The organism is Candidatus Bathyarchaeota archaeon A05DMB-5, from assembly GCA_019685655.1.
In the GTDB taxonomy this organism is placed as follows: Archaea; Thermoproteota; Bathyarchaeia; order Bathyarchaeales; family Bathycorpusculaceae; genus DSLH01.
This window is the reverse complement of sequence record JABFQP010000003.1, coordinates 237,672-263,232: the sequence shown is the minus strand read 5'-3', so window position 1 is coordinate 263,232 and position 25,561 is coordinate 237,672. Positions and strand designations below refer to the sequence as shown.

The following is a 25,561-nucleotide window of genomic DNA, read 5'->3' as shown; positions in this document are numbered from 1 at the left end:
AAAATTGACATCAAAAAGTAGTTGAGGCTTTCGAAATAGTGGCCGGGGTGAGGTAGCCTGGTAGCCTATGGGCCTGTGGAGCCTAGCGCCCGGGTTCAAATCCCGGCCCCGGCCCCATCCACAAGGTTTCAACCCCGTGTTTGGTGAGACGTGAAAATGTTCTTTCAGATAATCGATGGAAAAAGTTATGCATTTAACGACGCAGATTTATGGGCGCTTGCGGAAATAGAGACGCATCCAGATGTAGTGAAATGGAATGTTGACGCTAGCATAAATGACAAGAATAAAATGTATAATCTGTTTAAGGAGACTCTCAATAAGCTTCCTACCGAAAAGAACCAGATTTTTCTTGTTGGGAAATTAGATGGAAAAGTTGTGGGTTTTCTTGGAATACGTTGTGATACTAAATGCTCAATGCGCGTTGGAAATGTTGGCGTAACAATTCATCCGAACTATTGGAATATGGGTTTAGGAACGCAACTGCTGAAAGCTGGGGTAGCAAAAGCTCAAGAAGAAGGACTTATGAAACTTGAGGCAGAAACTCTTTTCTCAAATAAAGCCATGATAAAGGTTGCAGAGAAAGTTGGGGTTTAAAGTTGAGAGTGTACGTAAAAAATTGGTTAAGAAACGCGGAAAACGCGAAGATATAGCACTATTAAGCGTGTTTCTGAAATAAATTATAGAGAGAGTGTTTCAAATGTTTAAGGATAATAGAAGTGGAAAAATCGTTTTGGTTGCCCACTGCATCCTCAATCAAAACTCACGAGTTTTCGGATTAGCTGAAAGATCAAGCGCAATAACAGAAATTGTAGATTTTTTAATACGCAAAGACTTGGGCGTTATTCAGTTGCCGTGTCCAGAACTAACTTATGCAGGAATGTCTAGACCGCCAAAAACCAAAGAGCAATACCTCACAACAACTTTCCGAGAACATTGCAAGAAAATCGCAGAAGACATCGCAGAGCAGATTCAAGAATATGAAAAGTGCAGGATAAAGTTGAAGCTTGTGCTGGGTGTTGCTGGGAGTCCAAGTTGCAATGTGGCAGGTGACTTAAAAGTAGAAGATTTTGGGATTCTCATGGAAGAACTCCACCATGCGCTAAGTAAAAGAGGAATTTCAGCGCCCTTCTACGGAATTCGCTATAACCGATTACTTGAGGACTTAACTGAATTGGAAAAAATTGTTAAAGACTAAATTGGAGGCTTGAAGCGTTTCTTCTCCTTATCGTTTATGCGCATCCATTTTTCAAATTTTTTTGAAGGAGGATTATCAACGAAAAGCTTCCTTCTGAAGGCTTCTAAGAAGGCGTTCTCTTCGCCCAAAAATTCAGCCGCCGTCATAACCTTACATCCCGTTTTCTTCGCTTCTTCAAAAACATTTCCTGTCTTTTCACGCCAATTTTCATCTCTAAGAATATGATGTTCCAGTATGACACATGGAACGGTTTTGAGTATACTTTTAAGATTCTTCAATCCAGTTTCAATTTGGCTTTCTTCAACTTTAAAACCAGTCAGATACAATGGCGGTCCACCAATCATCAGCAATTGCGGTTTTTCTTTAAGAATTATAGAGAGTGTCTGGTTTGATATTGGACCTTGAACGTCTGGCGCAAACATGAATTTCTCCTTGTCGCATTTAATTGTTGTCATTAGAACCCATCCTAACTCTGAGTTTTCTAGTCCATGTGGGACTGGCTCAGAAAATCTAACATTTGTACGATTGAAAGTGAAGGTTTTTCCATCGGCAATTTCAAGTTTTTTTGCGTGTTTTCCGCTTGTTTTTCGAAAGAGCCATCCTCTGCGTCTCTGGCTGTAGTTGATTTTTTCTTTTGGGTTTTTTATCAAAACGGTTTTTCTTTCATAAATTTGCCTCGCAGTTTCGGTTTCTTCAGTCCAGTTGCAAAGCCAATCTTCATAGGAAGGCGTGTGGTGGTCGAAATGATAGTGGCTTAATGTGACAATATCGGCTTTCTCTGCGGCGTCAGCAATTCTTTTGCGGCATTCTTCTATGGTTTTGAATTCCAGTGGATGGGGAGGCAAACCAAAACGATGTGGACAAAGCGAAACTCCCGCGTCAAGAAGAACTTTAACATCTGAAGTTTCAACGTAAGTGCACATAGATCTTACGCCTAAGCTTTCCGCAGCCAAAGGAACAACATCTATATGTTTTAACACTGTCTTTAGACACGCTCAACTATCAATTCCTATATCTTTTTATTTAAGTCCACAGTTTATTTTTGCATGGTGGGCGATGACGACTCTGGCCCCGCTGATTCCAAAAATGATTGGGATCTTGAGTGCGCGAGCTCGCCAGCTTATCATTTTTCTGGTGGTTTTTCCCAGAGCTCGAGCATTTTCTTTTTGAGTTCTCTGCGTTTTCTGTGTAGATAGCGGTAGACTGTGCTATGTAGGCTTCCTTCTATCAACATTTGGATGGCTTCTCTTGCGGCTTGTGCCTGTTCCATGTTTCCAATTATGCAGACCGTGTGCCCATAAACAGAAATGTTAGCGTCTGTCAATTCCTCTATAGTTCTACGGGTTTTGCCATTCATCCCTATTATTCGTCCCTTAATGCGGCGGATATCAGATTCAGACTTTCCAAAAACAGTTCGCAAATCTATAACGTCCAAAATGGCATCTTCATCACGGATTAAGCGAAAAGCATGTTCAGAAGAAAAGCCTCTTCCAATGGCGGTCACAACATCTTTCGCTCTGAAAAGCAAGCTTGGATCTTCAGCCTTTTCGCTCAGCGTAAGCGTTACGCCGCCCGTTTCACTGTCTATTTGTAACTGAACCATAAGTTTCTCTTCAATGCTCTTTTTGGTTTTTCCTTCCGGTCCTATTAAAACGCCTACTCTTTCTTTCGGTATTCTAACGAACGCGCTAGGTTTCGCCAAGACCCGTAACCTTCCTGTAACATTCTTCTACTGAGGGCACATCCACGCCTAACTTGCTGAAAAACCTGTTTAAATTAGTTAAGTCTCTACGCAAGAGAAATTCCGCCATAGGATGCGAAGTAAGAACCGCTTGAGACATATCAAACAACACCGGGCGACCTCTCCAAATCATAATGTTATATTCACTTAAATCTCCATGAACAAGCTCGGCTTTAGTGTACAATTTTTTCAAATAACCTAGTAAGGTTTGATAGATTTTTTCGGGTTTCTTTGGCGGAAACTCCTTCATCGACGGAGCAGTAACGCCTTCTTCACCTATAAACTCCATAATTAACACATTGTTTTTCACGGCAATCGGCTTTGGCACTTTCACCTTCGCCTTAGTTGCCAACTCTAAATTTTTAAATTCCTTTTGAGCCCAAGCGAAAATCAGCGAGCGCGTATCATGTCTTAAGCCTGTGAATCTTGGGTCGCCTTCTATGTATTTGAGAATGCCTTTTCGGAATTCTGCTGAAACAGTCAAGTAGATTTTTATTGCCAATTCGTTTCCTTGTTTGTCTTTTCCCCAGTAAACGCGTGATTCTTTTCCAGCTCTAACAACTCCGTAGATTTCATTTATTGTTCCTTTATTCATGAAGTCGTAGATTACCATCAATGTTGAGCGGTCAAAAACTTCTTCTAAAACTTCATATTCTTCGCTTCGTTTTTCCTTCATTAATTGTTCGGTTTCATAACGTTTTTCTTTTCTTCGAAGTCTTTTTTCAATACGTGTTTCAAAAGGCACACTTACTTCCCCATGTATATACAAAACTTAGATAGTTAAATAGCCCTTTTTGCGAAGCATGTCCGCTTGAGCTTTTGTGTAGCGCCAAATTAGGTCGCCTCGCTTGTCTGATTGGAAATCCCATGGGGAAACTAACACGACATCTCCTTCTCTTATCCAAACTCGTCTTTTCATTTTTCCGCGTATGCGGCATAAGCGTTCGTGTCCGTCTTGGCATTTGACTAGAACACGGTCGAAGCCAAGCAGTTTAACGGCTATTCCTAAAACATCGTTTGGTGATGGATATATCATTTCGCTTAATTCTTCTTCTGTTAGGACCTTCTTCTTACCCACTGAAGCACCTCAATGTACTCTTCTAACAAGAAGTATATAACTTCCTTAAAAGTTATGCTCATTCAATTAAACGTTTTTCCTTACTTTGTTGAGATGGTTTTCACAAATTCAGTTACAAGTTCTATAGTATTCTTTAAATCTTCGATGTGTACGATTGAGGCGGGTCCATGAATATATCTGCATGGCACTGCTACGACTCCACTTGGCACGCCTGCCTTTGTTAGGTGTATTGCTCCCGCGTCTGTTCCGCCCATCGGCACTTTCTTGAACTGAAAAGGAATTGACTTTTCTTTTCCCACCTTAATCAGCGTTTTAAGAATAGTTGGATGAGTGAAAATGGTTTTGTCTAGTATCGTTATGACTGGGCCCCCTTTGATTTTTGATGAGACTCTATCTGGTCTAGTATTCGGGACGTCAGCAACGAATGTTCCTTCCAAGGCTAATCCATAATCTGGGTCTACTTGCCAAGCGGCAGTTCTTGCTCCTCTCAATCCGAGTTCTTCTTGTACGGAGCCGACAGCGACGATGTTGTATGGCGAGTCTTTCATGGACTTGAATACTTCGGCAAGGACTGTGCATCCAGCTCTGTCATCAAATGCCTTACCCCTAAAATAACCGTCACCTATGTCCGTAAATTCAACATCAAAAACACCTGACATGCCCACTTCTGCACCTTTTTCTTGTGCTTGATTGAAGTTGTCGGCGCCTATGTCAATGAACAGGTCTTCTTTGGGTATTATCTTGTTCTGTTCTTCGGGTGTCATTATGTGAGGTGGTTTGGTTCCGATGATTCCTTTTAGGTAGCCTTTTTCTCCTTTAAGTAGTATTCGCTGTCCGAGTAGGATGTTGTTTGTTATGCCTCCGAGTGTTTCAAACCGTAGAAAGCCATTTTCTTCTATGTAAGTGATTATGAAACCTACTTCGTCCATGTGAGCTGAAAGCATAATTCTGGGGTATCCTTCCTTTCCATAATGATGAAAGAATATGCTGCCAAGCTTATCAACACGTGTTTCATCAGCATATTCCTCAAGTTCAGCTTTAAGAATCTCCGCTACTTCTCCTTCATTTCCTGAGGGTCCAAAAGCGTTTGATAGTTTTTTGAGAAGTTCAATTTCCTCTGGCAAAGTGGTCACCAGCAGTCTTTTCCTATCCTTTTTAGCAGTTAAATCTTGTCCTTGAAAATATGCTTTAGTTATGTGTAAAAAATAGCATTATCATGTTGTGAGTTTAGGGGGCTCTATGTTCTCTCTAACATAAATTAATGAGCACATTGTACCCTACATTTTTACGATTTGCGCGTGGGGTATCCCCTCTATATTAAGAATCGCTTCTGGATGCACATATCCCTTTTCCACGGCTTTTTTAACAACATGCGTACCTACCATGTTTACTATTGTTGAATTTTCTATCATAGCCATAGCTTCTTCAATGCTTACTTTTTTTCCTTTGTAAAATTCTTCTTTGACCTGAAAAACTATTTTGCCCTCGCAAAGGGTTTTTCCGAGAACCTCAGCGTCACACATGGCTAATAATACGTTGTTGCCGATCTTTCGGAGTTTAATGTAGACATCCAATTTTTAGCCGCTCATGTTAGAGTTGTTGCACTGCTGACCTTGCTCCGCATGCTTCGCACACTAAAAATGAGAGGCGTTTCTCCTTTACAATCTTTGTGTCTGGGCGCTTGCAGACAGGGCATATTACGAAGGTTTCCACGTATCTCTGCAGGAGTCTTTCTATAGTTTCGTGTGAGAATTTTCCTTTAAAAATGGCTCGTGATTCTTGCAGTGTTGCTGCGGTGGCGGTTTCACGCGTCAAAAATTTCAACAAGTGTTGCGGGTCACGGTTTAGTGCGTCTGCAATTTCTTTGAAGTTGTAGATTATTGTGCGCATGCCGATTACTGAATGGTTTAATCTGGGCAGTTCTAACCGTTCGCGTTTTGAGGCGACTTCAGGAATTTGGGAACGCGCCTTTTTCAGTAGCGCATCATAGTCATATTTCATTTATTTGTTCTCCGTTGCAAACATGGACTCATAATCCTATTTAAAACTTATAATGACGCTCAAACATAAAAGGGATTGTGAAAAAGGGGAAACCTAATGGGTTATATCTACCTCTATACTGGAACTGGCGCTGGTAAAACTACAAACGCTTTGGGTTTGGCGCTTCGTTCCATTGGACACAAACACAAAGTTGTTATAATTCAGTTTTTGAAGTGGTGGAAAAACACTGGCGAATATAAGATTCAAAAAATGCTTGCGCCTTATTATGAGATTTATCAGTTTGGCAGAAAAGGGTGGCATGGACTAGACAATCTAAATGAACGAGACAAGAAACTGGCATATAAAGCGTTAAGATTTACTGAGAAAATTCTTAAGAAAAAGAAGCCGCATCTGCTGGTTTTAGACGAAATTAACCTGGCTTTGTATTGCAAGCTATTGGATGTAAATGATGTTCTGAAGTTACTGGACAAGGTTCCGAAAAAAACTGATGTTGTATTGACTGGAAGGTTTGCTCCGAAAGAACTGATAGACCGCGCAGATTTTGTAAACGAAATAGTTGATGTTAAACATTTGAAAGAGCTTGTTGCAACGAAAGGAATACAATATTAAACCGCATCTGTATAGTCAGAAACGTAGCGTTTCTTTTAGAGAACTTAGAAAACTTAAAGAATACACCGCGATTTAGTGTTTAATTCGCAACGGTGAAAACATTGGATAAGCATAATCACCCGTACATACCTAACTCTCAGCCAGAAATCAAACAGGAAATGATGCGAGAAATCGGCATAGACAGTATTGATGAGCTTTATGCGGATATTTCTGAAAAGTATCGTTTAAGAAAGTCATTAAATTTTCTCAAGGCTTTATCCGAATTTGAAATCAAAAAGCATGTTGAAGCTTTACTTTCAAAAAACAAGACATGCGATAATATGCCCATTTTTTTGGGCGCTGGATGTTGGCCACATTACGTGCCAGCCGTTGTGAAGGAAATTGTTCAACGTAGCGAATTTCTAACCGCTTATACGCCCTATCAACCTGAAATTTCGCAAGGTATGCTTCAAGCACTTTTCGAATATCAGAGCATGATTTGTGAATTAACTAGTATGGATGTCGCTAATTGCTCGATGTATGATTGGGCTTCAGCTTTAGGCGAGGCTGCTCGTATGGCAGTTCGCGTAACAGGAAGAAACGAAGTCTTAATTCCAAGAATTATTCATTCTGAAAGAGCCGCAACTTTGCAAGCTTATGCTGAGCCTGCAGGATTAAAAATTCAGCAAATAGCTTACAACAGAGAAACTGGACAAGTCGACCTCGAAGATTTAAATAATAAAATATGCGACAAGACAGCCGCTGTTTACATTGAAAATCCATCTTATTTAGGATTCATAGAGACACAAGTGGATGAAATCAGCAAGCAAACACATGCACACGGCGCACTTTTAATAGTTGGCGTTGACCCAACATCACTTGGCATTTTGAAACCTCCCGGCGAATATGGCGCAGACATTGTCATTGGGGAGGCTCAACCTTTAGGCAATCCTATGAATTTTGGGGGTCCACTTTTGGGAATTTTCGCTTGCCGTGACGACATGAACTTGATTAGGCAGATGCCCGGTCGCATAATTGGGTTAACAACGACTACCGACAATAGCAAACAAGGCTTTTGTATGACCTTGCAAACGCGTGAACAACACATAAGACGCGAAAAAGCAACATCCAACATCTGCTCTAATGAAGCATTATGCGCCGTGGCGTCAGCTGTTTACATGGCTCTACTTGGGCCTCAAGGCTTTCGTAAACTTGGCGAAACAATAATGTACAAAGCTAATTATACCATACATTTACTCTCAAAAATAGACGGTGTAAAGGCACCAGTCTTCAAATCTGCCTATTTCAAAGAGTTCACAGTCAATTTTGACGGCGCCAAATCTCGCGTAGAAGAAGTTAATAGAAAACTTCTTCTTAAACACCAAATCCACGGTGGCAAAAACCTTTCTAAGGAATTTCCTGAACTTGGTGAAACTGCCCTTTACTGTGTGACGGAAATTCATTCAAAAGAGGAAATTGAGCGTTTGGCAGAAGCTTTAGAGAAGATTTTGGCAGGATAGGTGATGATTTATATGTATAAGCAAGCAAGTTGGAATGAACCAGTGATTTTCACTCTAGGAAAAAGTGGACGCGTAGGACATATTCTACCAGAAGTAGAAGAAGAAATCAAGGCAACAGTTGGAGATTTGAAGGCAGCCATACCCGAGAACATCCAACGAACCACAAAGCCAAATCTTCCAGAACTTTCAGAAGTTGAAGTTGCTCGCCATTTCATACGTTTGTCTGAAATGAATTATGGCGTGGATTCTGGTTTCTATCCGCTCGGAAGCTGCACAATGAAATACAACCCAAAAATAAACGAAAATCTGACAAGCTCGCCAGCCATAAATATGATTCATCCATATCAAGACGAAAGCACCGTGCAAGGCATTCTTGAAATCCTTTATAGGCTTGAACGGTGGCTTGCAGAGATAACTGGCACCTACGAGGTTTGTTTACAACCCGCAGCGGGTGCGCATGGAGAGTTTTTGGGAACCCTACTTATGCGGGCATATCACAAGTTTAAGGGCGAAAGTGAAAAGCGAACCGAAGTAATCGTTCCTGACTCGGCGCATGGCACTAATCCTGCAAGCGCAGCAATGGCTGGGTTCAATGTGGTAGTTGTTCCGTCAGATGATGATGGATGCGTTAGCCTCGGCGCATTGAAAGCGGCTGTCTCAGAACGAACGGCAGGGCTTATGCTTACTAATCCAAACACGCTTGGCATTTTCGAAAAGAACATCGACGAAATAGCCAGAATTGTTCATGAAGCTGGGGGGCTCTTATACTATGACGGAGCAAACCTAAACCCAATCTTATGCAAAATTAGACCAGGCGACATGGGTTTTGACATCGTCCACATAAACATTCACAAAACATTTAGCACTCCTCATGGTGGAGGTGGTCCAGGAGCGGGACCAGTTGGCGTTTCTAAAGAATTGGCTAGGTTTTTGCCTGTTCCTAGAATAGTTTTTGATGGTAAACATTATCGTCTTGATTATGACAGACCAGATAGCATTGGAAAAATTCGGAGTTTCTATGGAAATGTCGCAGTTTTGTTGAGAGCTTATGCTTATATTTTGAGTTTAGGCTTTGAGGGGTTAAAGGAAGTTGCTGAAATTTCTGTTTTAAACGCCAATTACCTTGCTAAGAAACTTAAAGAAATCAAAGGGTTAACGCTTCCATATAACAGTGAGAAACCAAGAAAGCATGAGTGTGTCTTCAGCGCTAAAACTCTGAAAAACGAGACTGGTGTTTCCGCGTTAAATGTAGCTAAACGTTTGCTTGACTATGGAATACATGCTCCAACAATCTATTTTCCCATGATTGTAGATGAAGCCTTGATGATTGAACCTACAGAAACCGTCGAGAAGGAAATGCTTGACCATTTTGCTGAGGTTATGCGGAAAATCTGTGAAGAAGCTTATGCAAACCCCGACGTAGTTTTGAAAGCGCCACATAATACTGCTGTTTCTCGATTGGATGAGGTGAAAGCTTCGCATCCCAGAACTATGACTTTAAGTTGGCGTATGCACAAGAAAAGAAAAGGAAAAGATTTGTAAAGTTCATGCAACGGTTTATATATTATTCATTCGTCTTTCTATGCATAAAAAATAATGAGTGTGTGAAATTTGACGGAATTAGAAGACAAAGTACGTGAAGCCGTTGGCAAAGTTGTTGACCCTGAGACTGGGTTAACTTTTGCTGAGATGCAGATGATAACAAATGTTAAGGAAGAAAATTCAGGCGTTGTCAAGGTGGAATTTGTTCCTTCGAGTCCCTTCTGTCCAATCGCATTTAAACTAGCTATGGACATTAAAAACGCGGCTTTAACGGTTGCCGGTGTCAAAAAAGCCTTAATCTACTGTCGCGGGCATATGATGGAGCAACAGATTAATGAGATGACGAATAAAGGATAGCAGAAATAATCTCGGTTCTTTTCTTCTTTTGTCGCTATCTGAATTTTTTGATTATTAATAGATACGATAATGGAAATTTAATTAAGAAGTTGAAAGTAAAATATTATTAGGTGGAAATTTGGGAGAAAAAATTAAAACAACAATAATAATGGCTGTACTGCTCTTTGCAACATTGTCATTTACTCTCACAACATTGTTCGCTCAAACAAGCCTGTCGGATACAACTCTTTACGTAGACCCGCCAAGCATTGAAGATCCTACAATTCTGCCAGGTGACATTATTGTCATAAAAATAATGATCGATGCTGTTGCAAACATGAAAAATTGTGAGTTTAATTTAACTTTCAATCCGAATGTACTTTCGGTTAAGCAAGTGACTAAACAATTGGTTCAAGGGCAATATCCTAACACGAATGTAGATGTAGATGATGTTGCAGGATATATTTGGGTTAACTTAGCATATACAACTGCCGTGACAGTAACTACTGATACTGCACTTGTGGAAATCAAATTCTTCGTGAAAGGCTACGGAACATCTCCATTACACTTTGAATCGTCAACGCTTAAGGATAACACTGGAACACCTATCCCTCATGATACACAAGATGGTTTCGTAAGGATATTTGTGAGAAATATTGCTGTTCAAGACATTACAGTTCTTTACCACGAAACTTACGTGGGACGTGTAATCCCAATAAACGTCACCGTTCTCAATGATGGAGATATACCTGAAAGCTTCTCTGTCAGCCTATTCTACAACTCGACACTCATAGCTACGCAGAACGTAGTTGACCTTCTGCCTAAAGAAAACACTACCTTAACATTCAATTGGGACACTGCCGCGGTACCACCAAGTCTTGATTTGTATGTCATCAGAGCCGAAGCAAGTATACTACCAAATGAATTAAACATAGCTGATAACACGTTGGAAGATGGAACAGTAAAGCTCAAAATTGTAGGCGATGTAAATGGCGACGGAAAAGTGGACATAAATGATTTAATAGCATGGGACGCTGCTTATGGAAGTCAGCCTAACGATCCGAACTGGAATGAGCAGGCAGACCTCAATTATGACGGCAACGTTGACAAAGCTGATGCAATGATTATACTCGAACACTATCATGAAGAGCTTTAACCTTCTTTTCTCTCTTTTATTGAAAGATGTTATTTAATAATAACATTGAAATTTGTTAACTCGTTAGACTCTGTGATGCGTGCGCATAAATGAAAAAGCGATTTTCTTGTGTATGGGGCGAGCATGAAATCTACTGTTGTGGTGCTCGAGTGCGGATTTCAGAAGAAGGCGTCGAAGTTTTAACTGAGCCTACCGTTGAATATTGCCCCTTGCATGAAGCTTTGTATGGCTCTAGAACAATTGATTTGAAAAGTGTGCAGAAAAGTGTGGAAAAGAAAATTGCAGATTATGGTTTTTGTTGTGCACGAAGAGTTTTTGACTCTGAATCAGTAGTGGCTTACGGCGCGTCAGAGATGATGAAGGTTTGGCTGGAGAAAAGGCTTATTGACTGCGCGGTTGTTGTTTGTGAAGGCGCTGGCACAGTTATAACGGCAAATGGTAGCCTCGTTCAAGCCATAGGTGCGCGGTTAACTGGTATAATTAAGACTTCGCCAATTAATGAAATCATCAAGCACATTGAGGCGAGTGATGGAATTGTTTTAGATAAGGCTAGTGCGAGAATTAACCAAGTGGAAGGTGTTAAACGAGCATTTGACTTGGGCTTTAAACGTGTTGCCGTGAGTATTGCTGGTTTTCAAGCCGAAGCAATTAGTGGGATTAGGAAGTTCGAGAGGGCTGCTGGTTTGGATGTTCTGGTGTTTTCTGTGTGTAATACTTGCATAGGCAAAAATGGCATTAAACATGTTGCTAAGGCTGATGTTGCTTGCGCAAGTGCTTCAACGCTTATGCGCAAGGAAATCGGCAGAAATGCGCTTCTGCAGTTAGGTGTTACCATTCCAGTTTATGCCTTAACTGAAAAAGGTAAGAAACTTGTTTTAGTTTATCTTGCAGAGTTTAAAGATAAGCTTGTTGTTTTCCGAACGAGCAAATTGCCTTATCATGCCGAAGGCAAGGGTCCAAAGCTTAAGGGCTAAATTTCGTATTTCTTTTCTTTTTCAACTAGCATCGTTTTGCTTTTTAGGTCGCTTGTGAATCTGGCAAGGAGTTCCGCGTTTTCTGTATGAACTGGAAAAATTTTGGTGGCGTTTATTTCTTTTAGTATAGCTTTTAGTTGTAGTGGCATTATGTGTCCAGACACGTGAACATGATACTGCGGCAAACCGTAATGTCCAAGCCAGTTAACAAGTTTTTCATAGTCCAGTTCCATTTCTTCATTGAACGGTTCAGAAGCCGACAAAACATAGCAACTTCCTGCAGTTGGATTGATTTCTACAAGTTCTTCCAAATCGTAGAAGGATAGGGCTAAAATTAGTTCGCATTGCTGCTTCGAAACGTCGGAGGCGTTTTTAATCTTGTCTTGATATTGTTCCATTATTTTGCTTTCCCACTTGTCTTTTGTTTTCTTCGATTTTCGAAAAATTAAAATGTTATCCTCACTTAAGCTTGGAATCTTTAATCCTTTATCCTTGCGAAGTGCTTCAAGCAGGTAGGCTTGCTTCAGTGAAACAGCTAGGCAGCGCTTGTTCTTCTTGGCAATTCGGTAAAACGAATTTAGCCTATCCACGTCTGTGGAGGCAAAATTGGCAAGCACTATTCCATTAGCTTGTTCAACAATACTGTTCAATTTGTTCTCGACTTCAGCTTCTGAAGAAACAGATGCACCGGTCATGTTCGTAGCTTCGGTGATAACAGCGGCTGGTTTGGCAGCTTTTGCTTTGTTGACAAATTCTTGCGTCATTTGAGGCTTTGCTCCGTGAATTCTAAAATCGCCAGTATAAACAATAGCTCCGTTTGAAGTGTGAATTATGAATCCATAAGCGCCTGGCACGGAGTGGTCAACATGAATTGGCTCTATTTCCACGTCGTCTATAACTACTTTTTTGCCTGTTCTGAACGTTTTAAATTCTATGCCTTCTACGTTAAATTCCAATTCTGTCCTTCGCATTTCACTTGATGCTTGCAAAATGATTTTTGTGGTTTCTCCGCAGTAAACTGGAATTTCGCGTTTTATGAAGGACAAATAGGCTGAGTGGTCCATGTGTCCATGAGAGAGAAAAACTGCTTTAACTTCTGGAGCTTTCTCATCAAACTTGTAGATACCTTCTATTTTTGGCAAGATATCCAATTCTTGCAAACTTTTTTCAGTTCGAGGGGAAAGAAATGGGGGTGAATAATATCTTCTTTTCATTTTGAAGGACATGCCGAAATCGAAGAAAACTTTCACGTCACCGTCTTGAAGTAGAATTTTGTTTCCGCCTATTTCGTTTACTCCGCCATAAAATGTTAAAGAAGTCTTGTGTTTAGCCATTATCCTTCCTTCTTTTTGTCTACGTTTTTGCAAATGTTGGAGATAGCTAGTATTATGTGTGGAAATGTGAAGATGCTAAAAACTTTCGTGTATTTTGGATTTCCAGCTTTCTTAACAACTTTTGCGTCTCCTCCAGCCTTCAAGTAACTTTCAATGAAAGTTTTTGTGAGAATTTCTGCTGGGTGTGTGCCAATCCATGGCGGGATGTAGTGTCCAGCATAATACAGAAATTCTGCGATGTCCCATGTTTTGTCGCCATTTCTGGAAGCTTGTTCAAAATCTAAAAGGTAGATTTCGCCATCTTTTCCTATCATGATATTTTCTGGTTTTGTATCACCTAAAGAAACGTTAAGAGCGTGTGCCTTAGCGAATTTTTCGGCGACTCTACTTATAATGCTTAATTCTTTTTCCGTTCCACTTCTGGTTTTTGAATTCACGATGTTTCTTATTGTCTTCTCAAGACTTTCTCCTTCAACATACTCCATGAAAATTAATCGTTCACCAGGACTTACATGCAGTATTTTTGGAACGGCAAATCCGTTAGAATGTAGAAACTGGTTTATGGCACATTCTCTTTCAAGTCTTGAAAGACCGGAAACAGTGAAAGTTCGGGTTCCAACAGTCCATAGCGTGAGTGGAAACCACTTAAAATTAGATAAATCCTTGTAGCTTTTAACAACAATTTTTCTTTCTTGACGGTCTGTTATGGCTCTGATTAAATAGACATCATTTAGAACGCCGCCGATTTCTTCGATTTTGACTGTTGTATCTTTTTTGGCTGAGAGCATTCTTCTTGCGAATGCTTCGATGTCGATTCTGTTGGCTAATGGTACAAGTCCGCTGGCTGTAGGAACATATAGATATCTTTGTGGGTCTTCAATTTGATGGGCAGTTTTTGAATTTACTTCTGCGATTTTTGGAAGTTTGAAAAGTGTTTCCTTATTCTGTGAAATGAAACTCATGATGTTTGGAAAAATGTTGAGCAGAGACGTAAACAGCGTCCTCTGTGCTTTCTGGGCGGTTTTGAGAAGACTTACAAAGCGAACTTTTTTGTTTCTAACCGAGTCAGCGAATTTTCTTGAAATTTTAACGTAACCTTCCGAAAAGTTGATTGCATTTTCTTTTTCTAATTCTTCTAACGCTTCCAAATATCCTTTCAGAACACTTTCTAAATTCTTTTTCTTGGCACTTCTCTGCATAAACCCTAACACGTCTTGAATCATTGGAGGGAAAAGTCGCGCTCGGCTTAACAAAGTTTCATACATGAAATATTCAGGTTTTATGTGAATTTCGTAGGAAAGTTCAGGAAAATTTAAGACGAGGCTTTCCAGAAGTTCAGTGATTAGGCGTTTTTTCAATTTGATTTCTTGTTCGTGTAAATAATTCTTGTTTAGTAAAGGCGTGTATGGAAAAGTTAACATGCTTGCTAAGGCTTCACCTAAAAATCCTCGGTCGACATCTCTTTCAAAAACCCACATGTCCGTTGCGGAAACCACGATGTTCTTATCATCAAAAATGTTCACATAATTCATTAGTCTCGGCTGAAAATCGCGAATTACAAGCAGCACTTTAACTTGTTTCCTTGCGCTAGTCAATCTGAACATGTAATCTCCGCATGTGCACGCTGCCGTTATCTCGCATGAACCAGCGACATGTCTACAAAAATTCAGAATTTCTCTTGATAGTTGCTCGCTTGGGTTTTTTGAACGTTGAGCCAACTTTTCACCTAATGCACGGCACGCAATCGCTACAAAATAGAATCTATTCGGCTTAGAGAGATATATTTAATGCTTCTCGAGAATCTTGCAGTAGGTTCTCAAAACTTTTAGAGCTTTTGCAGCTTTTTCCGGCAAGTTATACAATGGTATGCTAGTATTGCCTAAAACTTTGTATACAAGTGCAAAATCCTCTCCGCCTGCAGGCACATCCACAACAGGCTTGCCTGGATATTTTGCGGCTATTCTCGGTATTACCTTGGCGTCTTCTGGTTCAAAGAAGCAGGATTTGAGCATGTTTATTATTAGGACGCCATCCACATTTTTGTCTGCAAGGACTAGCTCAAGTACTTTCGCGTATCTTTCCGCTCTTGCGTCTGCTATCATGTCAATTGGGTTAGAGGCATCTACACCCGGGTATAGAGTCTCAATTTTCCTTTTAACTTTCTCTGATAATGTTGCAAGTTTAAGATTGTTTTTCGCAACGGCGTCTGCTGCCAAAATCGCTGGTCCACCAACGTTGCTTACGATTGCTACGTTGTCTCCGTGCATTGGTAGCTGTTTTGAAAGTGCTATGGCGGCGTTCATTAACTCCTCAACGTCGTCCACTCTTATTATTCCCGCTTTTTTTAGGGCAGCGTCAAAAATTTCGTCTTTCCCAGCAATTGAAGCCGTGTGTGATTTGGCTCTGTGTGCTGATTCTTGTGTGATTCCGCCTTTCAAGGCTAGTATTGGTTTTTTATTGACGATTTTTCTTGCTTCTTCTATGAATTTTCTTCCATCCTTTATTCCTTCCATGTACAAGCATATTACTTTCGTATTCGCGTCTTTGCCTAAATAGCGTAGCAGGTCAACGTCATCCACATCTATTTTGTCTCCCATGAAAGCAAATTTGCTTATGCCAACATCGTAGAAACATGCCCAATCAAGCATGCAAGCGCCTACTCCACCGCTTTGTGAAACTACTGCAATTTTTCCCCTTTTGGGCATGGTATCTCTTTCGAATGTGGTGTTTAAACCATTGGCTGTGTTTATTACGCCCATAATAGTGTTCGGTCCCAAAATTCTGATTTTGTACTTCTGTTTGAGCTTGAATAACTGCAAGCGTTGTTCATCCTTGTATCCTCCAGTAATCAAAACAAACGCTTTGGCACCTTTTTTGGCGCATTCTTCCACTTGGATGATTGACTGTTTCGGCGGAAGCATCACAACTGCAAGCTCAGGAACTTCGGGCAGTTTTTCTATTTCGTTATAGCCAGTTTTCCCATCTATATCTAAAGTGTAGGTTTTTCCTCTGAAAAATTTCTTCATGTTGTAAGTTACACTTTTGAAAAGTTGCGGAGAAGTCATGCCCACTTTTTCTTGGATTACGCTTGAGCCTATTAGGCCGACTTTTTGCGGTTCAAAGATAGCCGCCACTTCATCCATAGAGTTAACCTTCAAACCTTAGCTTTTAAGAGGGAAGGAAAGAAGATACGTTGTTCCCATTCATAAATTTAACTTTTACAAGTTAAGTGCGTTCTATTATTTTCATGTATGCAAATGCTGCTCCTAACGTGAAAATTGCTGAAAAAGCTAAAACGTTTATTATTGAAGTAAAAGCGAAGGGTGGATAGCCGAGAAGGAAATTGCGAATCATGTCTGAGGCATTGCTGAGAGGGTTAATTTCTGCAAGTGTTACCAATACCATTGGAAATTTGCCGTCTTGTCCAAGCTGTTGGATAAGCGAAAGAGGATAGAAAACGCTACTGCAGAAGAAGAGAGTGTAGTAAACCAGACCTCTCGCGGTTATGAATTTTTCAAGACTCGACGTGGAAACTGCAATTGCAATGCTTAACCCTGAAATTCCTACGGCTAACAAGAACAGAACCGCTAAGATTAGGAAGAACTGCCACACGTTCGGAAAACCAAGAAATATGAAGCATGTGAGTAGAAGCGGAGACATGTACAGCATCCCACGCAAACCGCCTGAAAGGACGCGTCCTATTGCCAGTTCTAGCCTGGTCATTGGCAAACTCAACATGTAATGGTGCACTTCTCTTCGGCGTTCCATGTTTATCTCGCGTCCAATCATAAAAGCGGAAGCAAACAAACCCGTCACAGCGAGTCCTGGCGCGAAAAAGTTGAAGTAGCTTTTGATCTCGCTCGCCACTGCACCGCTTATCATGTAGTTGTAAACGATTGCCATTATGAATAGGTCGGCTAAGTTCATGCTGATTAAGCCTACAAGCCACCATTTGTAGCGGAAAAAGTTTCTGAAATCATGTTCCAGCAAATATAGAATTGCCTTCATCATTGCCAACCGCCTCCTTCAATACGCTTGTCGTAGATTATTACGCCTACGAAAGTGAAAACTGCAAAGAAGATGATTATGCCTAGAAGTGGCAACAAAGGATTATCGATGGTTATTATCGACTCGATGCCTGTGCCCCAACGGAATAAGTCTGCAGCGAAAGTAACCGGGTTAAAGCTTGTAACGCTTCCGTAAAGAGGATTAGCTGCTTGCACAACTGCTAAGGGATACATGGCAGTGCTTAAGCGGACAATCAAAGCGTCCAAAACGCCCATTAAAATGTCGAAGCGGTCACTGGATTTTATTATCACAGCGATTGTAATGCTCATTCCAGAAACTCCGAAAGAGAACAGGAAAAGTGCAAACAAAGCTACGAGGAAATTAAGTGGGTTGATGGCGCCTATGACGTATAATGAGATCGCTATCATTGGTCCAACGTAAATGAATGATCTGAGTCCTCCGCCAATCGATCTTCCGAGAACAAGCTGTCCTCTTGAGACTGGAAGGCTTAGAAGGTATTCGAAGACGCCGTGTTCTGCTTCTTCGTAGATGTCAAATCCGATAAAAATGGCTGCAGAATAGAGAGTCATTACGGAGAGTCCAGCTACGTAATAGCGGAAGTAGTTCATGAGCTGGTATGCATAAAGTGTGAAGCTGCTGGTCTGAGTTCCACCCACAAATCTTACTTGCCACAAACCAGAAACGGGGTTGTCAAAGACAAAGTGAAATGAACCATCTGAAACATTAAAAAACTCATGGTTAGCCAAGGTTCCATTAGGGAAATATATGTAGATTTCTCCAACTTTTTGCGAAGATGATAAGTTAAGCGAAATGCCATTTAAACTATCTGTAACATTTACATAAAATACGTGCTCTTGGTAAGGAGCAAGGTTTGCAGTGTTCGTGGTTAAAAGAGACCCTGGAACATTTATCATGCGTGAGGCGATTAGCCCGAAGAGTGCGATTTGCGACGCGAACCATATTAGACGCATTATAATTAAAAATTTGTATTGGAAGAATATGCGGATGTCTCTCTCTATCACCAAGAGGACTTTATTCGTGTTTTCACTCTCCGCCTTTTTGGGCTTCTTCTATTGTCAAGCCCGTATAGTGTGCAAATACATCATCAAGGCTTGGTTCGCTCATGCGGATGGATGTTATTGACACGTTTTCTTTCATGAAAAGATTCATTATCTTTGGGACGACTTCCTCAACTTGGTTCAGATAAACGCGTAGGTTGGAAGGCTTAACTTGTAAGACATTTACGACTTCCTTAAACTTCTTGAGCTGTTCAACAATTTTCGGCGAAGTTTCCTTTTCTAGTTGTATGTCTACAACGTCGCCGCCTGGAATGTTGTCTTTTAGTTTTTTAGGCGTGTCAAGCACAAGCAGTTTGCCTTTGTGCATTATTGCTACGCGGTCTGATAGCACGTCTGCTTCGTAGAGTTCGTTTGTGGCGAGGATTATAGTTGTTCCTTCTTCACGCAGTTGACGAAGCATGTTCCATATACGATGTTTGCCCACCACGTCAATTTGGGCTGTTGGCTCGTCAACAATCGCGATTTTGGGACGTTGAATGAGAACTTTCGCTAATTCGACTCTTTTGCGCATTCCGCCGGAAAGTGCGTGAACGTTTTTGTGGCGGTGGTCCCACATGTCTAAGGCTTCTAGGACTTCTTTGACTCTGCGTTTGCGTTCTTCTGTGGATAATCCGCAGACTTTTGCGTGCCAGTTTACTATGTCCCATGGTGTGCTAACCCAGAGCATTTTTGGCTCTTGAAACACTATGCCTAGTAATCCGCGAACTTTGTCTGGGTTTTTTCTTATGTCATACGCGCCTACTGTTGCTGTGCCTTCTGTTGGGCGTATAACGGTTGCAAGCATGAGAATGGTTGTGGTTTTGCCTGCTCCGTTTGGTCCCAAAAGTCCAAGGATTTCTCCTTCTTCAATTTCTAGGTTTAAGTGGTCTACTGCTGTGATGTTTCCGAATTTCTTGGTAAGATTGTCTATCTTGATTATTGAGGGCACTCTTCACGTCATGCTCCGAAGCAGATACAATAAACGATACTTTTAGATAAGAGTTATCATGAAACTAAATCCAAAGCTATCTTTTGAGCATTTTCTATCACGGCATGTTCGTCGAGAGTTTTTACTTGTCGATTTTCCATCAAAATTTTTCCGTCAACAATAACCGTGTCTGCGTCGCTTCCATGTGCAGCGTAAACGAGACTTGCGTGAATGTTATGTAAGGGTTTAAGGTGAGGTTTTGAAAGGTCGACCAGAATCAAATCTGCCTTCTTGTCAACTTCGATAGAGCCTACTTCTTTCGTAAGTCCTAAGGCTTTGGTGCCATTTATTGTTGCCATTTTCAAAACTTCGTAGGCTGGCAACACTGCAGGGTCTCTGTAAGTGTGCTTCTGAAGCAAGGCCGCAGTTTTCATGCTTTCGAACATGTCAAGAGTGTTATTGCTTGCTGGTCCGTCAGTTCCTAAGCACACGTTCACGCCTAAATCCATTAAGTCCTTCACCTTTGCCGCGCCTTCTCCAAGTTTCATGTTAGCTACAGGAGCATGAACCACATTGACACCACGCTCAGAAAGAATATGCATGTCTTTTTCTGACAAATCTATGCAATGCGCAGCCAAAACTTTCTCATTCAAAAAGCCAATTTTGTCTAGAAACTCAACTTCGCTGAGTCCGTGCTTCTTCTCAAACTCCTTAAACATTGCCTTCGACTCAGCTAGGTGTATTTGCACGCCTATGTTCAATTCTGCAGATTTTTTCTTAATCTTTTTTAACAAATTTAAGCTGCAACTGTAAGCTGCGTGGGGACCTAACATTGTTCTAACGCGGCCATTGGCGTATCCATGAAATTTCTTAGCGAAACTTATGCTTTTTCTAAGCGTTATTGCGCCCAGAAGCTTATGTCCAGATTCAATTATGCCTTGCGCTAAAACGCCTCTCAGCCCACTTTTTTCCACAGCTTTTGCAACCATGTCCTCGTAAAAGTACATGTCTGCGAAACATGTCGTTCCATTCTTAATCATTTCTAAGCAGCCGAGAAGAGCTCCAGCGTAGACATCGTTTGGTTTGAGTTTAGCTTCTAAAGGCCAAATGGTTTCTTTCAGCCAAACGTCGAGTGGTTGGTCTTCAGCTATTCCGCGAAAAAGTGTCATCGGCAAGTGTGTGTGGCAGTTAATTAGTCCAGGTATGGCAACTTTTTCTTTCGCGTCTATTTCTTTTTCCGCTTTTATGCTGGTTGCTGCTGCAGATTTGCCTACAAAAGTTATTTTTCCATTTTTTATGGCTAGGGTACCGTTTTCTATTATTTCTTTCTTGTTCATTGGAAGAATGGTGCAATCGCGGATTAGAATGTCTGCTTTTTCCAAATTGCATCCTTAATTGAGATAGGGAAGGAAACGATAAAAAGGCTACGAAAACTTGACCGAAGAAGGCGTATGCTATTTGTTTTTCTTGTTGTGAAAATTAAGAGTGTTGGCGGTGGTGATTGTTAAATTAGTGATTTTGAGTGTTCGATTTTCTTTAGGAATGGGCGCAGTGCTGGTTGGATGATGTTCTCTTCGCTGAGGTCGCCTTTTGGCAGTCCTGGTGTTCCGATTTTTCTGCATATGAAGTTAAGTGAGTCTTCTGTGAAGTTCAGTAGGTTTTGTCCTTCTGTGGTTAGCTTATACACTTTTCTTGGTCTTTCGTTGTCCATGTTCCATTCGCTTTTTACGTATCCTTTCTTTTCTAATGTTCCTAGTAGGGGGTAAATTGTGCTTGGTCCGAAGTATACGCCGAAGGTTCTGCGGATTTTTGTGATTATTTGGTAGCCGTGCATGGGTTGTGAGCTTAGGAATTGTAGTACTATTAGGTCTAGGAGTCCTTTCATTAATTTGGTTTGGACTTCTCGTGAGTTGTTTACCATTTTTCCTTCCTCTTGTATTTGTGTTCGACGCGGATACAATATGTCTCTTTTAGGACATATCTCAAGTCTTTATAGTGCCTAAACGAAAATATAAAGGTTCATGCTTATAGCAAGCATATCAAAGCATAACAATGGCATATTGAACTATTCCGTTTCTTACATAACCTAAATAAGCCAAAACATGAACAAGTCCTAAATAGGACACTCTCAGAGAGTGAAAAATTGACCGAAGACTTCAGAAAAGAAATTGTTCAACGCATAACCAAAAACCTGCTCGACATCCAAATACTCAAACTAATAGATAGAGAACCAATGTGGGGTTACAGAATAAAAAAGCAAATGGAAGCTGAATTCGGCATAAAACTCAGACACGGCGCATTATACCCCCTCCTTAACACTTTAGAACAAAAAGGTTTCCTAACAAGCCAAAAACAGCAACAGGGAGGAAGAACAAGAAAAGTCTACGCAATAGCTAAAAACGGAAGAAGATACGTAGAAGCGTATAATGACGTATTGAAAGAGCAAATATCCGGATAAAACATGAAGCGACGAATTACCGCATTCTAATCCTAATCAAATCTTTTAAACAACTAGGCAGATAAGAATAGAGCATGGTAAAGAAATTAGGCAAAATTATAGTTGCCGATTTAAAGGAACGAAGTAAGAAAGGACTTGAATTTGCAAAACAGAAAATGCAAGCAGAGAGAATGAACCATCCAATACTACGCAAAGCACTTGAACATTACATTACACACTGGAACGATTTTACGCATCCAGGCTTGTTCTCGATGGCATGTGAAGCAGTGGGCGGCAACGTTGATGATGCTGTGTCGGCGCAAGCGGCAATAGCTATGATGGCTGCAGCGTTTGACATACACGACGACATAATAGACAAATCAAAAACTAAGCATAAGATACCAACTGTTTATGGAAAGTTTGGCGCTGAAATTGCTCTTCTTCTTGGCAACGCGTTCTTGATAGAGGGTTTCAAACTTTTTGTCGATTCAGCGATGGTATTGCCAAAAGAGAACGGAAAAGAAGCGCTTGAAACTCTCAAGAGATTAATGTTTGAAGTTGGCAACGGGCATGCTATTGAAGTTGGTTTAAAAGAAAGGAAAAAGGTTGCTCCAGATGATTACGTGAAGGTTATCCGAATGAAGGCTGCGGGAATTGAGTTGGACATGCATTTTGGGGCTTTGTTTGGCGGTGGAAAGGATGCGGAAGTTGAGTTATTAGCAAAGTTGGGAAGAATTGTCGGAATATTAGTTTTGCTTCGGGAAGAGTTTATAGATGTTTTTGAACTCGATGAGCTTCGCCAACGAGTTCTTGTTCAGGACTTGCCTTTGCCGCTCTTATTTGCGATGCGAGATCTAGAGGCAAAGGGAAAGGTTAGTGCGATTATTTCAAAATCCAAGATAACTCAAGATGATGTTGATGAACTAGTTGATTGTGCGCTTGACGCTTTGCCTGTTATGAAGCTTAAAGAGAAAATGCAGGCTTTAATCGAAGAAGGGTCAAAATTTGCTAATTGTTTACCTAATCCAAAACTAAGAAGTCAGCTTCAGACTTTTTTATCTTTTATGCTTGAAGATTTGTGATCTTCATCCAAGTATTCGAACAGGGACATCTCTCTTTTTTGCTCTTTTAACTGTTGCCTTCTTCATCTTATTCCCCTCAAGTATTATTGTAGAACACATCTACTTATTAAGGGTTGTTGTTGAACAAGAATACAGAATGGTGATTAAGAAGAGTTTTATCTTCAAAAACCACATTTTAAAGTGAGTTGTGCCATGGTTTCAATAAGCACTATTAGAGAGAAAACTGCGTGGAGAGAGGCTGCGCCATCGATCCATTTGGTGCTCAATACTTTTGTTTGGTATCTAATAACCTATGTGGTTTTCAGCACAATTTTGAATGGACTGGAGCTGATTGAAACAGAAAAATTGAGCTTGTTCGCCATGTACTTTTTAGGCGTTGCAGCATCAGCAATATTGGGTTCGAAATTTTTTCCACGAGCTCGTGTCAAATTTCTATATTTGTGGTTGTTTATGGGGGCAGTTACAACATCACTTTTGATTACAGTTTCTAGTAATGGTATGTTGGTCAATGTTTTATTTGCTCTTTTTTTGGGTATCTCAATTGGAATAGGCTTGCCTTCTTGTTTAAGCTTTTTTGCTGATTCGACATGTATTGAAAATCGTGGTTTCGTAGGAGGAATTATATGGTGCGGTGTCGGATTTATTGTTTTATTTTTACTCTTTTTAGTTAATGCGCTTGGAAGATGGGAAGCAATCATCGCGCTAACAATGTGGCGAGTTTTTGGAGGTTTTACTTTTATGTTTCTAACTAGACATCATGAAAAGTTTAGTGTGCAAAAATCTCCAAACTATCTAGAACTTGTTCGCAAAAGAGATGTACTATTGTATTTATTTCCATGGGTCATGTTTTCTCTCATAAATTTTGCAGAGGTGCCGATTTTGGAGAGGATGTTTGGTACGGAATCTTTTACATTTGCGGGATTTGCGGAGTATGCTTTTGCAGGTATTTTTGCGATTATAGGCGGAATTGTTGCGGATGTTGCGGGAAGAAAGCGTGTAGTTATTACAGGTTTTGTTATGCTTGGTATTGAATATGCAACATTGAGTGTTTTTTCTTCTTCGCCAGCTACTCTGTATTTGTTTATGGCTCTTGATGGCATAACGTGGGGGCTATTTTTTTCCGTGTTCTTTATGGCTATTTGGGGAGACCTTGGTGAAGGTTATGAGAAGGAGAAGTTTTATGCATTGGGTGGGCTTCCTTTTCTTCTTGCGAATTTCGTTTCTATATTAATTGGTCCTTATGCTAATGATATTCCTCAGACCGTAGCTTTTTCTTTTGCAAGTTTCTTTCTTTTTTTGGCAGTTATTCCCTTGATGTATGCTCCTGAGACTTTGCCTGAAAAGAAGATTAAAGAGAGAGAGCTTAAGGAGTACGTTGAGAAGGCAAAGAAGATTAAGGAAAAGTATGGTTAGGTTGGAGGAAAGCCTACGTTCTTTCATGTGATATTGACGAATGAGTGTAATCTTGAGTGTAGGTACTGTTTTGGCGAGGCGGTTGAGGATGTTGCTGATGATTTTTCTGGGTTTGAGGTTGACTATTGCTTGCCTAAAAAGATGAGTTATAGCGTGGATGTTTTGAAGAGTTTTTGCGAGAAAGACCCAGATTGCGTTTTGACTTTTTATGGTGGGGAACCGTTGCTTTGTGTTGATGGGATTAAACAAATAATGGACTGTGTGAAGGCTAAGCATTTTATGGTTCAGACGAACGGTTTGCTTTTAGATAAGTTAGAGTCTTCTTATTTTAATCGTTTTCACACTATTCTTGTTTCGGTAGATGGTGATGAGGCTTTAACGGATTTTTACAGGGGAAAGGGCGTTTTTAGGAAGGTTGTTGAAAATTTACGGTTGATTAGGCAGAATGGTTTTGCTGGCGAGTTGATTGCGCGTATGACTGTTATGGAGCAGACGGACATTTATAAGCAAGTCACGTGGCTTGTGGATAATGCGGAGTTTTCGTTTTCTTCTGTGCATTGGCAATTGAACGCGGGTTTTTGGAGCAGCGATTTTGCACGGAGAAGCTTCCAGAAATGGAGCGAGGAAAGCTATAATCCTGGGATTCGCAGGCTTGTTAAGTTTTGGGTTGATTACATAGAGAAGACTGGGTGTGTTTTGCGGCTTTATCCTTTTTTGGGCGTGGCAAATTCGTTTTTGTTCGATGAGAAGGAGAGTTTGCTGCGTTGTGGTGGAGGATGGATTAACTATGCTGTTCAAACTGATGGGTTTATTGTTCCTTGTCCGACGATGTGGGGAATGAAAGACTATTATTTAGGGCATATTAGCAGTGCGGAACCGTTGAAGTTGCCGCGGGTTTTTGTTGGTGAACCATGCACAAAGTGTGAGATTTACGGGGTCTGTGGTGGTCGTTGTTTGTATGCGAATGTTACGAAAAGGTGGAATGGTGAAGCTTATCGTTTAGTGTGTGGTACTGTGAAGAATTTGGTGGACGCGATAACTGATGAATTGCCAAGAATTAAAGGTCTTATTGAAAGTGGAAGAGTAAGCCTAAAAGACTTCGAATTCATGAAATACAACGGATGCGAAATAATACCCTAATTTTCTACA

The 25,561-nt window shown here is 40.7% G+C and carries 27 protein-coding genes and 1 tRNA gene; 13 read left to right on the top strand and 15 right to left on the bottom strand.

From position 1 onward, the window contains the following. Positions 1-41: 41 nt before the first annotated feature. From HM003_05870 to HM003_05860, 3 genes are all read left to right on the top strand, one after another. Positions 42-117 (top strand) — tRNA-His (locus HM003_05870). A gap of 39 nt (positions 118-156) precedes the next feature. Next, the gene (locus HM003_05865) at positions 157-594 is read left to right on the top strand and encodes a GNAT family N-acetyltransferase (GenBank protein ID MBX5328863.1); all 438 of its coding nucleotides are present in this window, start codon (positions 157-159) and stop codon (positions 592-594) included. A gap of 103 nt (positions 595-697) precedes the next feature. After that, the gene (locus HM003_05860; protein MBX5328862.1) at positions 698-1,195 is read left to right on the top strand and encodes a DUF523 domain-containing protein; all 498 of its coding nucleotides are present in this window, start codon (positions 698-700) and stop codon (positions 1,193-1,195) included. Here the strand turns inward: HM003_05860 and HM003_05855 are convergent. The 7 genes from HM003_05855 to HM003_05825 all read right to left on the bottom strand — a co-directional run bounded on the left by HM003_05855 (position 1,192) and on the right by HM003_05825 (position 6,015). Beyond that, positions 1,192-2,118, bottom strand: coding sequence for a hypothetical protein (locus HM003_05855; GenBank protein ID MBX5328861.1), 927 nt, complete (start codon positions 2,116-2,118; stop codon positions 1,192-1,194). The genes HM003_05860 and HM003_05855 overlap by 4 nt on opposite strands. A 200-nt stretch (positions 2,119-2,318) precedes the next feature. Then, positions 2,319-2,897 carry an RNA-processing protein gene (locus HM003_05850; protein ID MBX5328860.1) on the bottom strand — a complete coding sequence of 193 codons (579 nt, stop codon included), beginning with the start codon at positions 2,895-2,897 and terminating at the stop codon, positions 2,319-2,321. After that, a complete protein-coding gene (locus HM003_05845; GenBank protein ID MBX5328859.1) occupies positions 2,884-3,612 on the bottom strand; it encodes a serine protein kinase RIO in 729 nt (242 codons plus the stop codon). Before HM003_05845 ends, HM003_05850 begins: the two co-directional genes overlap by 14 nt. Before the next feature lie 96 nt (positions 3,613-3,708). Then, complete coding sequence (eif1A, locus tag HM003_05840; GenBank protein ID MBX5328858.1) at positions 3,709-3,972, bottom strand: translation initiation factor eIF-1A; 264 nt, start codon at positions 3,970-3,972, stop codon at positions 3,709-3,711. A gap of 122 nt (positions 3,973-4,094) precedes the next feature. Next, entirely contained in the window at positions 4,095-5,138 is a 1,044-nt protein-coding gene (locus HM003_05835; protein ID MBX5328857.1) for a M42 family metallopeptidase, read from the bottom strand. 153 nt (positions 5,139-5,291) lie between these two features. Beyond that, a complete protein-coding gene (locus tag HM003_05830) occupies positions 5,292-5,588 on the bottom strand; it encodes a DUF424 family protein (protein ID MBX5328856.1) in 297 nt (98 codons plus the stop codon). A gap of 16 nt (positions 5,589-5,604) precedes the next feature. Next, positions 5,605-6,015 carry a translation initiation factor IF-2 subunit beta gene (locus HM003_05825; GenBank protein MBX5328855.1) on the bottom strand — a complete coding sequence of 137 codons (411 nt, stop codon included), beginning with the start codon at positions 6,013-6,015 and terminating at the stop codon, positions 5,605-5,607. A gap of 96 nt (positions 6,016-6,111) precedes the next feature. Here HM003_05825 and HM003_05820 point away from each other — a divergent pair, with 96 nt between their 5' ends. From HM003_05820 to HM003_05795, 6 genes are all read left to right on the top strand, one after another. Beyond that, positions 6,112-6,624, top strand: coding sequence for a cob(I)yrinic acid a,c-diamide adenosyltransferase (locus HM003_05820; protein ID MBX5328854.1), 513 nt, complete (start codon positions 6,112-6,114; stop codon positions 6,622-6,624). Between the two features lie 158 nt (positions 6,625-6,782). Beyond that, positions 6,783-8,123 carry an aminomethyl-transferring glycine dehydrogenase subunit GcvPA gene (gene gcvPA / locus HM003_05815; protein ID MBX5328853.1) on the top strand — a complete coding sequence of 447 codons (1,341 nt, stop codon included), beginning with the start codon at positions 6,783-6,785 and terminating at the stop codon, positions 8,121-8,123. 12 nt (positions 8,124-8,135) lie between these two features. Then, a complete protein-coding gene (gene gcvPB / locus HM003_05810) occupies positions 8,136-9,665 on the top strand; it encodes an aminomethyl-transferring glycine dehydrogenase subunit GcvPB (protein ID MBX5328852.1) in 1,530 nt (509 codons plus the stop codon). 69 nt (positions 9,666-9,734) lie between these two features. Continuing rightward, on the top strand, positions 9,735-10,022 hold the full coding sequence (locus HM003_05805; protein ID MBX5328851.1) for an iron-sulfur cluster assembly protein: 288 nt from the start codon (positions 9,735-9,737) through the stop codon (positions 10,020-10,022). Positions 10,023-10,140: 118 nt separating this feature from the next. Further along, positions 10,141-11,157, top strand: a complete 1,017-nt coding sequence (locus HM003_05800) for a hypothetical protein (protein MBX5328850.1) — start codon at positions 10,141-10,143, stop codon at positions 11,155-11,157. An 89-nt stretch (positions 11,158-11,246) separates the two neighbouring features. Next, positions 11,247-12,131, top strand: coding sequence for a DUF2099 family protein (locus HM003_05795; protein ID MBX5328849.1), 885 nt, complete (start codon positions 11,247-11,249; stop codon positions 12,129-12,131). On the opposite strand, the gene HM003_05790 is transcribed toward HM003_05795, so the two are convergent. The 8 genes from HM003_05790 to HM003_05755 all read right to left on the bottom strand — a co-directional run bounded on the left by HM003_05790 (position 12,128) and on the right by HM003_05755 (position 21,401). Continuing rightward, positions 12,128-13,465, bottom strand: coding sequence for an MBL fold metallo-hydrolase (locus HM003_05790; GenBank protein MBX5328848.1), 1,338 nt, complete (start codon positions 13,463-13,465; stop codon positions 12,128-12,130). The genes HM003_05795 and HM003_05790 overlap by 4 nt on opposite strands. Then, positions 13,465-15,183, bottom strand: a complete 1,719-nt coding sequence (locus HM003_05785) for a hypothetical protein (protein MBX5328847.1) — start codon at positions 15,181-15,183, stop codon at positions 13,465-13,467. The genes HM003_05790 and HM003_05785 overlap by 1 nt, the downstream gene beginning before the upstream one ends. A 66-nt stretch (positions 15,184-15,249) precedes the next feature. Further along, entirely contained in the window at positions 15,250-16,608 is a 1,359-nt protein-coding gene (locus tag HM003_05780; protein ID MBX5328846.1) for a hypothetical protein, read from the bottom strand. 82 nt (positions 16,609-16,690) lie between these two features. After that, a complete protein-coding gene (locus HM003_05775) occupies positions 16,691-17,476 on the bottom strand; it encodes an ABC transporter permease (protein MBX5328845.1) in 786 nt (261 codons plus the stop codon). Then, entirely contained in the window at positions 17,473-18,516 is a 1,044-nt protein-coding gene (locus HM003_05770) for an ABC transporter permease (protein ID MBX5328844.1), read from the bottom strand. The genes HM003_05775 and HM003_05770 overlap by 4 nt, the downstream gene beginning before the upstream one ends. Positions 18,517-18,538: 22 nt before the next feature. Then, positions 18,539-19,501 carry an ATP-binding cassette domain-containing protein gene (locus HM003_05765; protein MBX5328843.1) on the bottom strand — a complete coding sequence of 321 codons (963 nt, stop codon included), beginning with the start codon at positions 19,499-19,501 and terminating at the stop codon, positions 18,539-18,541. 56 nt (positions 19,502-19,557) lie between these two features. After that, positions 19,558-20,817, bottom strand: coding sequence for an amidohydrolase (locus HM003_05760; GenBank protein MBX5328842.1), 1,260 nt, complete (start codon positions 20,815-20,817; stop codon positions 19,558-19,560). A 167-nt stretch (positions 20,818-20,984) separates the two neighbouring features. After that, positions 20,985-21,401 (bottom strand): PadR family transcriptional regulator, encoded by a 417-nt coding sequence (locus HM003_05755; GenBank protein ID MBX5328841.1) that lies wholly within the window; start codon positions 21,399-21,401, stop codon positions 20,985-20,987. A 222-nt stretch (positions 21,402-21,623) separates the two neighbouring features. Here HM003_05755 and HM003_05750 point away from each other — a divergent pair, with 222 nt between their 5' ends. The 4 genes from HM003_05750 (at position 21,624) to HM003_05735 (ending at position 25,552) form a co-directional block, all read left to right on the top strand. Further along, entirely contained in the window at positions 21,624-21,938 is a 315-nt protein-coding gene (locus tag HM003_05750; protein ID MBX5328840.1) for a helix-turn-helix transcriptional regulator, read from the top strand. 74 nt (positions 21,939-22,012) lie between these two features. Further along, a complete protein-coding gene (locus tag HM003_05745) occupies positions 22,013-22,999 on the top strand; it encodes a hypothetical protein (GenBank protein ID MBX5328839.1) in 987 nt (328 codons plus the stop codon). A gap of 312 nt (positions 23,000-23,311) precedes the next feature. Further along, positions 23,312-24,412 carry a hypothetical protein gene (locus tag HM003_05740; GenBank protein ID MBX5328838.1) on the top strand — a complete coding sequence of 367 codons (1,101 nt, stop codon included), beginning with the start codon at positions 23,312-23,314 and terminating at the stop codon, positions 24,410-24,412. Between the two features lie 27 nt (positions 24,413-24,439). Beyond that, on the top strand, positions 24,440-25,552 hold the full coding sequence (locus HM003_05735; protein ID MBX5328837.1) for a TIGR04084 family radical SAM/SPASM domain-containing protein: 1,113 nt from the start codon (positions 24,440-24,442) through the stop codon (positions 25,550-25,552). Positions 25,553-25,561 lie beyond the last annotated feature (9 nt).